Here is a 13096-nt window from a genome sequence, read left to right on the forward strand (position 1 = left end):
GTCTCCGATTAGGAACCTAATCAGACCTTTCCCAACGTTTCATCTTTTGGACAATGGTGGCTTGGCTGACGCCCAGGGCTTTTGCCGCAAGGCGGGTGGTTTTGTGAATACGCATCGCGGACATGATGGCGCTGCGTTCTGCATTCTCAATGATCCTGCGCAAGGGGAGTCGGCTCAGGTTTTCGCCCTCTGCATGCAGGTTCAGCATCTCCTCCGGTAGGTCTAGCGCTTCAATCGTTTCAGACTCGCAGGTAACGACCAAGCGCTCGACCAGATTTATTAGTTCGCGGATATTTCCTGGCCAAGCATACTCACAGAGCAGATCGACCGCCTCGAGACTCCATTTCATGTTTTGCTCATATCTGCCGTTGAAATGAGCAAGGTAGTGTTCCAGGAGCGTGGGTATCTCATTGCCACGTTCCCTCAGGGCAGGGATTTTGATCGGAACGACATTGAGTCTGTAATACAGATCCGCCCGGAACAAGCCATCAGCAACCCGCTGTCGAAGATCATGGTGGGTCGCGCTGATGATGCGGACGTCGACCTCCTTTAGCTCTAGGCCTCCAACAGGGATGAAGCGATTTTCCTCGATGACCTTGAGAAGCTTGACCTGAAGGGATAGGGGGAGATCACCAATCTCATCGAGGAACAAGGTGCCATGGTTGGCGAGCTCCAATAGCCCTCTCTTCCCTTTTGCAGCGGCCCCTGTGAAAGCTCCTGGCGCATATCCGAACAATTCCGCTTCTATGAGGTTTTCCGGCATTGCTCCGCAATTGAGAGGTATGAAAGGCTCATTTGCCCGAGCGCTTGCATTGTGGATGTACTGGGCGACGAGGCTTTTGCCTACCCCGGTCTCTCCGAGAAGCAGAACCTTCACATCGCTACTGGCCACTCGTCGAGCTTGGGCAAAGAGCTGTCCAGTCTGTGCCTGGTCGAAAACCATTGGAGACTTTGCGAGCTTCATGTATTCGCCAGCGTGCAGTTGCGCGGTGCTGCTACGAAGCTTTTTGAGCCCAGCTAGCTCATCACGCTCGTGCTTCATACGCAGAAGCTCGGTCATGTCCCGAACTGCGCTGACGACGTAGCTGATGCGGCGATCTTCAAAAATCGGCGTAGCGCTTACCAAAAGCTTTTTGCCGTTGCTTAGGCTTTGCATCACTGATACTGGAGCGCCTTGCTGGAGCACGCGCAATGATGCTGACTGTGATAAGACACCATCGCGTACCAGGTCATGCATGCTACGCCCGATGATTTGCTCACCTTCAAGCCCTGTCAGTCGCTCGTATGCAGTGTTCACCTTCACGGTGATACCGGCGCCGTCGGTGATATAGACGCCGTCATGCAACGCATTCAAGAACGTGTCAAAGGTTTGGTCGTTTAAGTCCACGATCAGGATCTGCCACAGAAAAGGATAGTGTAAGTGGTTTGGCCACTAACAGGAGCAAGCCTGTGGAGTCACCAGCCTGGCTGTGCGATCTGAGCCCTGTGGTAGCGCTGACGAACCTCGACATTGATCGTCGAGCGAGGCATACCAGTCTGCGTAGGGCGTATTTACAACCATTTTTCGGTTGTAGTCCGGGCTACCGTCCTTCCACCATGGCGCCCCTCGTTCACCGAGCTTTACCTTGGCGTCATTGACAAGCTCCCTTGCGACACGAAGCTCAGTGGCGTCTCCGGAAGACTTGGATTTCTTAACTGTGCGCCGGGCGTTCATCAACTCCTTAACCAATCGACCTCGCTCATCCTCGGAAAGCGACGGATCGCTGCAGCGCCACAGTCGACCTTTGACCACATAGTATCGCCCGTCAGGAGTCACGGCGTAGTTGCTCATGTGATCATTCTTTAGGCAGCAGCAATGGAAAACTTGGCTGTATCACTCAGGAAGATCATTCGAGTAACTCCTCCAGCACGAGGCGCTATGGTAAATCTGCGCGTCCAGTTGAGCCTGGTCGTCTGCGGATCTCGGAGAATTACTCGGGGTGAGGTGAGCGAGCACTGGCTCAATCGCCACATGGCCAGCAAAGCCACCCTCTAGGAGCGTCCGGTGATGCGTCCTGAAATTGATGTGTCCGGTTCCAATTCCGCCTCGGCCTGAATCGGAGATGTGATAGATCTCGAGTAAGTCCAAATTGGCCCGTATACACCTCCGCTTTCCAGCCAAGCGTGTTTGATCAAGCCAAGCAGACGTTGATCTTCTTTTGCTCGGGCAGATTGAGGCTCGGCCAGCCAGGCGTAATAGCCGCTGGGGTGCACCTTGAGGGTTTGGCAAAGGCGCCGCACCGGGTAATCAGTCGAGTGCTTCTTGATGAAGGCGTACTTCAGCCGCACTCCTTGGCAAAGTACGCGGCGGCCTTTTTTAAGATGTCTCGCCCTTCCGTCACGCGCTTGAGTTCAGCGCGTAGCTTGCGCAGTTCGGCCTGCTGATCGTCGTCTTGCTGACGCTGCTCTTGGGGCTTGCTGTAGACCTTGATCCAGGCGTAAAGACTGTGCACGGACATGCCCAGGCGCTGGGCGACATCGGCGACTGGTTTGCCTTTCTCGGTCACTTGCTTGACCGCTTCGATCTTGAATTCTTCGGGGTAACGCTGACGACTCATGACACCTCCTATTTGGGCCTCGTATGAGGCTTGGAGGTGTCTACGAAACCAGGGGCGATTCATACCACTGCCGGCATACACCCCTATGAACATTTGCGTGCTGCCCGTTCGCGATAACCGCACTTGGATATCCATCGTCGTGCCGTCGTCCAGAGTCTCATCGTGAGTTCGGTGATGAAGCGTCGGGTCTGACCATTTCCAGAAAATGTCACCGCGTATGCGCATGCCGCCCTCCCACGACTTTAGTCTTATGCCAGGGTGTCTGTACCATAGCGCAGCTGAGCGGCAACGCATCCCCGCCGAGCGGAAAAGTCGTAGCAAGATGTCGAGATGTGACGTATGCGATGTCAATGCCTTCAGCAAAACTCGGTATGACCAAGAATCTTGAAAGCTTTCCGAAGATTGCTCCTCAATGCCGACCGGCACCACTCCCCCATCGCCAAGAGCGTGGCATGAGATTGGAGGCGAGCTCGATCTAGCATCACCTGCCTTCCGCGTTTCCTCATCAAAAATTTCGCTAGTGTCCTGTCTCAGATAAAACGTTCTCTTTATTCTCGCGTGCCATTGCCTCTCGGGCACCCTGGATCTTGCGCAAGATGTCTTCACCTTTCGCGCTCCAGACGTACCGAGAGGGTTGGGCGTTGTGCAGCGCTAAAAACGTGGTAATGGAGCTGGCCAGTTCACGTGTGGAACTGAAGCTGCCGTCGCGCAGGTAAACGGTGATATCCCGGAAGAAGCGCTCAACCATGTTCATCCAGGAGCTTGAGGTCGGGGTGAAATGCAGGTGGAATCGTGGATGCCGCTTAAGCCATTCCTTGACCACGGGATGCTTGTGAGTGGCGTAGTTATCCACGATCAAATGCAGTTGCAGACCTTTGGGGGTTTCTCGGTTGATCTTTTTCAGGAAGGCCAGCCACTCCTGATGCCGATGCTGGGTTTCGATGCTGCTGATCAGCCGACCTTGCAGATAGTCCATGGCAGCGAACAACGTTAGCGTGCCGTGGCGGACATAGTCATGGGTTTGCGTGCGGATGTGGCCGATGCCCAATGGCAAGCCTGGTTGCGTGCGTTGCAGAGCTTGAACCTGGCTCTTTTCATCGCAGCAGAGCACCAACGCCTTATCCGGTGGCGCCAGGTACAGGCCGATAACGTCCCAGAATTTTTCTTCGAACTGCGGATCGTTGGACAGCTTGAAGGTGCGGGTGAGGTGCGGCTTGATGTCGTTTGCAGCCCAGATCCGCTGAACGCTGGCAGGAGAAATACCAGCGACACGCGCCATGCTACGGCAGCTCCAGCGTGGCTGACCGATGCGCGGTTGAGTGACCTGCTCAAGTGTTCGCTGCAAGGCTTCGGCAGGCAATGAAGGCTTGCGGCCTCGCCCCGGCAAATCTACCAAGCCCTGAAGACGCAGTGCTTGAAACCGCTTGCACCAGCGGGTGACGGAAACCACGGAGAGGCCAGTCAGCTCAGCGATTTCATTACGTGAATGACCTTGAGCGGCCAGCAAGATTACACGTGCTCGACGGCCATCGCGCTGGCTAATGGTGGCAGACCGAACTCGTCGGTTCAGCTCAACTTGTTCATCGTCACTGAGCACGATGTCTTGAGAATTCATCGCTCCACCCCGCGTCCTGTTTGACCAAGGAAGCGTAGCTCAAATGGAATACTTATTTTTGAGACAGAACACTAGGTGCTCTTCAACGACGCTTCCGTCCTGGGCACAGGGCAGCTTGACTTCCCGCCCCCCGACCTGCGCATGGACGGGGATCCGCCTGGCACAGAGTGTCTCAAAGGCACAACGTAACAATTCACGGACGACACTGCGTTCATTGGCTGAGGCTTCGTCAGCCGCCGCCAGGCCGCTACGAGTACCTCTGCCACCAATTGCTCGGCTTGTTCAACATTCTGACGCTGCATAACAAATCCTTGCCCTGTAACACGGCTAGTCCCTACGCCGCTTCACGCTTTCATGCCGCTACGTTGCATCACCACAGCGGCTCATGAGCCCCTCGATTGGAGTTCTCTGGCGGAGGCTGGTTCACCTTGAGTGTGCCTAAGCGAACTGAATTTTCTGAGTAATCGCGATGTCGTAGTGATGGCGCGCTGCTACGTCTCGCTGAAATTCAGCAGATAGACCTGGATGTCTCTCCCTTCCAGCAGCCGCTCTCCCGAGTATGAGTAATGACAGAACTGAACCCCGTCGCGAAAAAAGACCATCCTGCCGTCCTCATCGTTGAGGACGAACCCTTGATTCGAGAGCTTTTGACCCTCTATCTGGAAGATTGGGGTGCCGTTGTCACAGCGGTGGCTACCGCTGATGCCGGTAAGTTGGAGTTAATGAAACAAGACTGGGCGTTGCTGCTCACGGACGTGCAAACGCCGGGCTTGCTGAATGGAGTCGACCTCGCCTGGATCGCTAGCCAGCTCAACCCTGAGACTCGCCTCATCGTGATGAGTGGCTACTACGACTTCGTAGCCCGCGCTCTCCCTGACAATGCGCTGTTCTTGCCTAAACCTTGGCCGGTAACCAAGCTGCAGGAAATGATTTTTGACCAGCTGTCACAACCAGCAATGGCTCAACCGGGCGCGGCAGCAGACGTGGTTTAGCTCTCGAGTCCACCGTGTTCTGGCCATATTGGACATAAGGGGGGGGCCTACTACAGACCAATTCGCGGCCTCGGAAACCCAGGTAGGGCAAACCCGATCAACAGCCTCGTGAATCTGTCTGGGCTAGGCTATTGGAACGCATTCAATCGCCTGGTTTCTAAAGTTTGAAGCGGACGTGGATACAGCTTTTACGATCTGACCGATCCACCTCAACCGCCGCGCTGCCGTAGCCGGAATAGCTTTTGACCAAGCGCATGCCGAGGCCCGTGCCCGTCGGCTTAGGGTAATTATCAGGGAATCCATCGCCCTCATCCCTGACGGTGAGTAAGGCATGGTCGCCGGCATACTTGACGATCACCTCGATGGCGCCCTTGCCGTACTTGAGGGCATTGGTGATCAGTTCAGAAATGACCAGTCCCAAGGGCGCCATTCTTTCTGGGGGCAAGACGAAATCGTCAGCCTCCAGCACAATTTTTCGGTCGGCCAAGGCTCTGCCCAGATCCCCCAGCAGCGCATTGAGGTAGTCACGAGCGCGCAGTTCCTGGTCTTCGGCAGCGTGATACAGCCGTTCGTGAACCGTTGCAATGGTCACCACTCGGCCTGCGGCGGTTTCAAGTTGCAATTTGACCGCTGCATCAGGCGTGAGATTGGCTTGCAGCAACAGCAGGGTATTTACCAGGTGAAGGCTGTTCTTTACGCGATGGTGGATCTCTTCGAGATAGAGGTCGCTTCGGTTTTGCTTGCTATTCTGGGCCTCGATGAGCGACAGCAATTGAGCTTCATATTGATGACGCTCGGTGATATCTCGCGATACGGCAATCATTCGCTCGACCTTGCCGTCCGCTCCGAGGATCGGCGCCACCGTCACGTCCCACCATTTTGGATCATCTGCAGAGATGGGGTGATAGGCCTCGAATCGAGCGGTTTCCCCGCCGCTGACTTTTCCCATAGCCTCGCAAACAAGTGAGCGAGACTCCTCGGGCCACAAGTCTTGCCACCGCTGGCCTTTCACGTCCGCCAGCTGGGTAGCCAGGAAGAGTACCCCCGTTTCGTTCATGAACTCTAACTCGCCACTTGAAGTCAGGATCTCGACCCAGTCAGGACTCGCGTTCAGAAGGGTTTCCGAATACGGATCGGGAAGAGGGATATCTGCTCCAGCAGATAGTCGCTCAAGGGCCATGGAAATGACGTTCGAGATACCCTCCAAAAATACGAGATCGCTCTCTACAAAATCGTCCCCGTCACTGCTATCGGCTTCGAGAACGCCGAAGGGGCTAAGTACGCCCCGGATCGGGACGTTGATAGCCCGTTCGATTCCGTATTTCTTCAGCAGCTCCGGTGTTCGGAACCGGTGCTCCATGCCCAGATGGTTCGAGAGCACTGGCCTGTAGGTTGCCAATGCATAGCCTGCCGGGCTTGCTTCATCGGCACCCACGGTAGCCTGACCGATGTCAGAAGCGTCCCAGCCCACACCGTGTGACAAGATGAAGCCTTCCCCCTCCTCAGCCGGCTGCAGCACCTTGGCGAAGCGAGTGCTCATCCCTTCAGCGACGACTTCACAGGCATGGGTCAACAACACATCCAGGTCAGTCACTTTCAAGGACATCACGCCGAACTCCACCACCAGTTCATGTTGGCGGTGCAGGCGAATGTGGGTCTTCTTCAAGGCCGCTCGTATGGTTTCGTCAGCTGGCAGCTGCTGCATAGTCTTCCCTTCAGATTGACGGTAGACGCCCCGGAACCGTACCTACCGTGAAGGCGGTTCGCTTGTCGCCTTCCTACGATAGCCGCTAATCCCAAGCGACGCTTGGTGCACCACTCATCGCTTCGGAGCAACGTCGTATGGCCGGGAGGCCCTAACGCATACCAGAGACGAGCTAACGACGCATGACCAAAACCATTTTGATCGTAGAAGACGACGAACTACTCAGAGATCTCACCGCAGAGAGTCTCTCGTCACTTTACGCGGTAACCATTACGTCCACGGCAAATGCTGACGAGGCGCTTCACCACCTTTCGCATGAAGAAACCCCTGCATTGGTAATGAGCGATATCCACATGCCTGGCAGCATGGACGGATTAGGTCTGGCGCACGTTATTTGGCGCAGGTGGCCTACCCTACCCGTTATTTTGACGTCAGGACATGCAATCATCGATACCCATTCACTCCCGGTGAGGTCGGCATTCCTGCCCAAGCCGTGGGGGATTACCGATCTGGCCTCGCTGATCAACAAGCTCGTAACCCTGCCCGCCATCGAGGCTTAAGCAAACCATGGGGGGCGCAGATGCCTAATCACTCACTCGCCTGTATCTACGGAAGCAGCGCTGAGTGCCTTACATATTGCGTCGGCTAGCTGATCAATCGACCATGGCTTGAACAGGTAGATCACAGGCGGGGTCACCTGCGACGCGTCCAGTTGATAGCCCGAGGTCAGAATCGCGGGCAGTCCCGGCCACCTCTCATGGGCCATGGAGATGAATTCCATTCCCTGAATGCTCCCAGGCACACCGTGATCCACAACGATCAGCGAGCATTCATCTTTAAGGCCCAACATGTTGATCAAGGCATCTTCTGCGTTATCGAATGCAGCGCAGGCGGCGCCCAATTCGCTAAGAATTTCCACCAGCAAGGTTCGAAGCGTCGGATCGTCTTCTATGACGATCACTGTCTTCCCTGACAGCGACAAACCCTCGATGTCGAGCCTCATCACCCACTCCTGTCCATAATCCAATCACTGAGTGTTTCACTCATGTATCCGCACGTCGATGGGGGCTATAGGCCACCCTCTGCTCAGAAGCCTACCAAAGTCGTCAAATGGGCCCGACCTTCGCGCAGGAATATCTCTACCGTCTTAGGGCCTATACCCTCAAACTCCATTAGCCAGCGTTTAAAACCCTCAATGCCTGTGGCTCCTTGCAGTGCCTCAAGTTGGGCAGCCAGTTCCACCTCAACCTTGTTGCCAAGGGCATGTAACTGTCGGGCGGTGGATTCATCGTATCGTCTGTACCCGGCCTGACCGAGTAATCTGACAAGTACCGAATGAGAGATTTGGACAAGCTTCTGCGGCGTATCCAGGCCTTGCTCATGGACGAGGATTCGGTATGCCTTTAAAGCCACGGTTGAGCGGATGGGCTTGCCCATGAGAAAACTGGCCAGCAACCATCTGAACAGGCCAAGGTCATCCGCGACCTCTATGCCGAGGTCACGGGCAGTTATGTCCTTCAACCTTTGCTACGACGCGGGTCATCTGAGCGGGGGTAGGTACGCTCCTCCTCGATGGTGCCGTCGGCCTTGTGGATTTTCACCGAGGCGGTTTTACCTTCGAAGAACTCAGACAATGAGCTCACCAGCTCCTGCTTGGTGGTACTGCGTTTCGAAGCCCGTTCAGCTCCAGCCTTCTTGAGCTCCCAGCCGTCTGGAGTGGGGCTGACGTGGTAGTTGTCCATCGTTCTACTCCTTCTGTTTCATGCCGATCCGCTGTCTCATCTCTGACGTGATGAGCTGCTTCGTATTGGCCAAATCCGCCCAAGGATCATCATTGCCGAGCTCATCCAGACGCTCCTGGAGGTTAGTGATGTTCCACCTCGCTGCGGACTTGAGTTCGACGACCTCCTCTCGGTAAATCGGGACAGATACAGGTAGTCCTTCGCGAGCCCTGGCCGCATAGACATTGACCGTCGTAGCGCCTTTAGCGTTTCGCAAATAGTCGATGAAGATTTTGCCGATGCGATTTTTCGGGCCGAGCACAGCCGAAAATCGATCAGGGATGAGCTTGGCGATGTACTTCACCACCGCCTGGCTGAACGACTTCACCTCTTCCCATGAAGCCTTCGGAGTAAGCGGCACCATGATGTGGATACCCTTCCCTCCGCTGGTCTTCAGGAAGGACTGCAGGCCTAGTTCATCCAGCACCACCAGGGTAAGTTGTGTGGCCTCGACCATCGCCTTCCAAGGCAAAGCAGGATCTGGGTCGAGATCGAGGACGAAGCGATCAGGCTGATCAATGCGAGCGGTTGTGCCGTTCCAGGAGTGCAGCTCAATGGTGCTCATCTGCACCGCCCCGACCAGAGCTTCGACGCTGTTGATCACCATGCCGGCTTTGCCTGCCTCAGCCTTCGGCACGGTCGTGATGTTGGGTATCGCTAGGCGATCAGCATTCTTCTGGAAGAACAGCTCACCTGTGATGCCTTCAGGCGCTCGCACGAGCGCAATGGGACGATCTTTCAGGTGCGGCAAGAGCCAAGGTGAGACCTGGGCATAGTATTCGGCCAGATCACGCTTTGTAAGGCCGCTGCTGGGATCGATGACGCGCTCGGGGTGCGTGATCCTAACCTTACTGCTTGTTGGTTTGGTCGCCTCCGCTTTGGCGGATGTCGCTTTTTTCGGCGCGGGCGCCGGCTTCTCTTCCGTGATGTCCTTAGCGGGCTTGTCAGTGCGGATGCCATGGAAGACGGCATGTCGCACCACACCATCCGAGGTGATATCAGCGAACATGACCTCAGCCAGGAGCTCAGGCTTCAACCAATGGATACCCTTGGCGTCGACACCCTTTGGCGGATTCGCCACCGGTACCTTTTTCAGCTCCAAAGGCAGCAGCTTCTTCAAGATGGTGGCGAGGGTCGACTCGGTGAATCCAGTACCGACCTTGCCGGCGTACCGAAGCTCTCCGCTGTCCTTATTAGTCAGGGCCAGCACCAATGCTCCAAAGCCACTGCGAGCACCTTTCGGATCGGTGAAGCCAACGATCACGAACTCCTGGCGATGCTTACACTTCAACTTGATCCAAGAGTCGCTGCGCCTCGATACGTAGGGGCTACCGGAGCGCTTCCCAATCAGGCCCTCCATCTTCATCTGGCACGCGCTGTTCATGAGCGCATCGACGTCTTCGGTGAAGTCTTCCGAGAAACGAAGCAAGGGGTGTTCGTTTCTCTCCATGATCTCCTTGAGAGCGGCTCTTCGCTGCTCCACAGGCACCAGGCGCAGGTCGGCGCCGTTGAGGTATGGAAGGTCAAACAGGTAGTAGATGATGCCCTGGCTCTTGCCCGCGTCGAACGCGTTCTGCAGCAGCTGGAAATCGGGCACTCCGTCAGCATTCGGTACGATAATCTCGCCATCCAGCCAGGCGCTTTCCAGGCCAAGCTCCTTGATGGCTGCGGCCTGCTTCGGCAGCTTATCAGTCCAGTCATGACCATTGCGGGTGAACAGGCGCACGTCCTCAGCTTCGACTCGGCAGAGCATCCGATAGCCATCGAACTTGATCTCGAAGCGCCATTCACTTCCCTGGGGACTCGACTCGACGAGCGTGGCCAACTGCGGTGCGAGCTTCTCTGGAAGGTCTGCCGGCACGGCATGAGCCTTTCGAAGCGGCTCTGCTTTAGCTGCTGAATCAACGGACGCTGATGACTTCGATTTACCTCGTTTCTTGGGGATGACGGTACGGTCGCTGAGTACGCTGTTCGGCTGTTCCGCTACTACATCGAAGGCGGCCAGCGGTTTAGCCGACTCGTCCTGATGCTTGATGAGGAACCACTGCTCCTGCTTACCCTCGATGTTGGTTCGAACCATGTTCCAAAGGCCGGACAGCTTCTCCCCTTGAAGCTGAAATTTCAGGCGTCCCTTGTTATATGCCTCAGCTGGATCGCCTTGAGGAATCCAGATGCCGCGATCCCAGACGATCACATCACCGGCACCGTAATGGCCTTCGGGAATGGTGCCTTCGAACGAGGCATAGTCCAATGGATGATCCTCCACGTGCACCGACAGCCGCTTCACTTTCGGATCCAGACAAGGCCCTTTGGGGATCGCCCAACTCTTCAAAGTGCCATCGAGCTCAAGGCGGAAGTCGTAATGCAGCCGCGTGGCGTCATGCTTCTGGACGCAAAATTGGAGGGCCTGAACCTTCCGCTTCGACTGCTTACGATTTCCAGAGGGCTCAGGAGACGCGTCGAAATCTCGCATCCGGTTGTATTTTTCAAGGCTGGAAGCATCGGCATTGGTTGGAGCATCGGGCTCGATGACGGCCTTGCCCAAAATCATTTCAACGAGTTTGCCCAGGGTTTTGCGCTGATCCTTGGCTTCAGCACGGAGGATCTGTACGGCCATGGTTTCACGCAGATCCGGGAGTGCTTCGCCAGCCTCCAATGCATCCGCTTCTGTAAGCGCTTGCACCTGCTCAAGCACCTCAGGCCGTGAGGCAGCGAACACCATGAATGCCAACATCGTGTCGTCCATCGCCACGCCCCCTCGCTCAATCGGCCTGGCTCTTCTTGCACGGGCTCAAATCGTTCGATACCGGTGTGATCAGGAATGTTCAGCTTGAAATGGTGGAGTCGAGAATGAGTTTTACGTACCACCGGACTTGTTGGTCTGAACTTTGCCATCTCTCATGGCTTCACCTGCATACCAATCACGAAAATACGCGGCTGCAGGAGCTGACTTTCATGAGAGCACTCACCTACCACGGCGCAAACGACGTCAGAGTCGATAACGTCCCTGATCCCATCATCGAGCAAGAAGACGACATTATCCTCAGGGTCACCGCCACAGCCATTTGCGGCTCCGACTTGCACCTCTACCGAGGCAAAATTCCAGAAACCGAGGCTGGCGATATCTTCGGCCATGAGTTCATGGGCATCGTCGAAGACACCGGCAGTGCCGTCACCAATCTGCAAATCGGCGACCGCGTTGTGATTCCCTTCGTAATCGCTTGCGGCAGCTGCTTCTTCTGCCAGCACGACCTGTTCGCTGCCTGCGAAACCACCAACACAGGTCGTGGCTCGATCATCAACAAGAAAGGCATTCCACCGGGCGCCGCATTGTTCGGGTACAGCCATCTCTACGGCGGTGTCCCTGGCGGCCAAGCGGATTACGTCAGGGTGCCCAAGGGCAACGTCGGCCCGTTCAAAGTGCCCACCGACATAGCCGATGACAAGGTGCTGTTCCTCTCGGACATTCTGCCCACCGCTTGGCAGGCGGTCATCAATGCCGACATACACCAGGGCTCATCGGTGGCGATCTACGGCGCCGGGCCGGTGGGCTTGCTGAGTGCCGCCTGTGCGCGAATGCTCGGGGCACAGACCATCTTCATGGTCGATGACAACGACTACCGCCTGGCCTACGCCAGCGAGGCTTACGGCGTCATACCGATCAATTTCGAGCAGGACGACGATCCAGCCGACAGCATCATCCGCCAGACACCAGGCATGCGCGGGGTCGATGCGGTGATCGACGCGGTCGGCTTCGAGGCCAAGGGCAGCACTGCCGAAACGGTGATGACGGCCCTCAAGATTGAAGGCAGCAGTGGCAAAGCATTGCGACAGAGCATTGCTGCCGTGCGGCGTGGCGGCGTCGTCAGCGTGCCCGGGGTCTATGCGGGGTTCATACACGCCTTCATGTTCGGTGATGCCTTCGACAAAGGCCTGACCTTCAAGATGGGACAAACCCATGTTCAAAAATACCTTCCCGAGTTGCTCGAGCATATCGAAGCAGGACGCCTTCAGCCCGAATTGATTGTCACCCACCGCCTTGCGCTAGAAGAGGCAGCCATGGGCTACAAGATGTTCGATCAGAAGCAGGATAACTGCCGCAAGGTCATCCTCGTGCCAGGCGCTGCAGCGGGCACCTTGGGCCCCGACTACGTGTAAAAGAGGCAAGCATATGAACGGCCTCGCCAGCTATTTCTGGATTGCCATAGCGGTCATTCTTCTGCTCGTCGACCTGTGGGCCATCGTCAGCGTGTTCCGGAGCGACAAGAGCGATGCTGTCAAAGCGGCCTGGGCGCTTTTGATCCTGGCGCTACCCCTGGTTGGCCTGGGTATCTGGGGCGTTGCTGGCCCGCGCGGTATCAAGCGAGGTAATGGGCCCACTTCCGACGAGCACAGCAAAGGCTGAC

The 13096-nt window shown here is 56.2% G+C and carries 11 protein-coding genes and 1 pseudogene; 4 read left to right on the plus strand and 8 right to left on the minus strand.

What is annotated here, in order from left to right:
- Nucleotides 1-16 precede the first annotated feature (16 nt).
- From KW568_RS19120 to KW568_RS19135, 3 genes and pseudogenes are all read right to left on the minus strand, one after another.
- Nucleotides 17-1387, minus strand: a complete 1371-nt coding sequence (locus tag KW568_RS19120; RefSeq protein WP_004573974.1) for a sigma-54-dependent Fis family transcriptional regulator — start codon at nucleotides 1385-1387, stop codon at nucleotides 17-19.
- Between the two features lie 746 nt (nucleotides 1388-2133).
- A pseudogene (locus tag KW568_RS19130) lies at nucleotides 2134-2597 on the minus strand (transposase); the annotation flags it as partial.
- A 517-nt stretch (nucleotides 2598-3114) separates the two neighbouring features.
- Nucleotides 3115-4212, minus strand: a complete 1098-nt coding sequence (locus tag KW568_RS19135) for an IS630 family transposase (RefSeq protein ID WP_004573968.1) — start codon at nucleotides 4210-4212, stop codon at nucleotides 3115-3117.
- 566 nt (nucleotides 4213-4778) lie between these two features.
- Here KW568_RS19135 and KW568_RS19140 point away from each other — a divergent pair.
- Nucleotides 4779-5204, plus strand: coding sequence for a response regulator (locus KW568_RS19140; protein WP_004573967.1), 426 nt, complete (start codon nucleotides 4779-4781; stop codon nucleotides 5202-5204).
- A 157-nt stretch (nucleotides 5205-5361) separates the two neighbouring features.
- Here KW568_RS19140 and KW568_RS19145 read toward each other — a convergent pair whose 3' ends face one another.
- Nucleotides 5362-6909, minus strand: coding sequence for a sensor histidine kinase (locus tag KW568_RS19145; RefSeq protein ID WP_004573966.1), 1548 nt, complete (start codon nucleotides 6907-6909; stop codon nucleotides 5362-5364).
- Between the two features lie 182 nt (nucleotides 6910-7091).
- On the opposite strand from KW568_RS19145, the gene KW568_RS19150 reads away from it, so the two are divergent.
- Nucleotides 7092-7469, plus strand: coding sequence for a response regulator (locus KW568_RS19150; RefSeq protein WP_004573965.1), 378 nt, complete (start codon nucleotides 7092-7094; stop codon nucleotides 7467-7469).
- A 32-nt stretch (nucleotides 7470-7501) separates the two neighbouring features.
- Here KW568_RS19150 and KW568_RS19155 read toward each other — a convergent pair whose 3' ends face one another.
- From KW568_RS19155 to ligD, 4 genes are all read right to left on the minus strand, one after another.
- Complete coding sequence (locus KW568_RS19155; RefSeq protein ID WP_004573964.1) at nucleotides 7502-7912, minus strand: response regulator; 411 nt, start codon at nucleotides 7910-7912, stop codon at nucleotides 7502-7504.
- An 83-nt stretch (nucleotides 7913-7995) separates the two neighbouring features.
- On the minus strand, nucleotides 7996-8430 hold the full coding sequence (locus KW568_RS19160) for a hypothetical protein (protein WP_004573962.1): 435 nt from the start codon (nucleotides 8428-8430) through the stop codon (nucleotides 7996-7998).
- Nucleotides 8427-8651 carry a DUF2188 domain-containing protein gene (locus tag KW568_RS19165; protein WP_004573960.1) on the minus strand — a complete coding sequence of 75 codons (225 nt, stop codon included), beginning with the start codon at nucleotides 8649-8651 and terminating at the stop codon, nucleotides 8427-8429. The genes KW568_RS19160 and KW568_RS19165 overlap by 4 nt, the downstream gene beginning before the upstream one ends.
- Nucleotides 8652-8655: 4 nt before the next feature.
- Nucleotides 8656-11436: a DNA ligase D gene (gene ligD, locus KW568_RS19170; RefSeq protein ID WP_004573958.1), complete on the minus strand. Its 2781-nt coding sequence runs from the start codon at nucleotides 11434-11436 to the stop codon at nucleotides 8656-8658.
- 209 nt (nucleotides 11437-11645) lie between these two features.
- Here ligD and KW568_RS19175 point away from each other — a divergent pair, with 209 nt between their 5' ends.
- Entirely contained in the window at nucleotides 11646-12848 is a 1203-nt protein-coding gene (locus tag KW568_RS19175; RefSeq protein ID WP_004573956.1) for a zinc-dependent alcohol dehydrogenase, read from the plus strand.
- Between the two features lie 13 nt (nucleotides 12849-12861).
- A complete protein-coding gene (locus tag KW568_RS19180) occupies nucleotides 12862-13095 on the plus strand; it encodes a PLDc N-terminal domain-containing protein (RefSeq protein ID WP_004573955.1) in 234 nt (77 codons plus the stop codon).
- Nucleotide 13096 lies beyond the last annotated feature (1 nt).

It is taken from the genome of Pseudomonas sp. HD6515, assembly GCF_024971855.1.
Lineage (GTDB): Bacteria > Pseudomonadota > Gammaproteobacteria > Pseudomonadales > Pseudomonadaceae > Aquipseudomonas > Aquipseudomonas alloputida.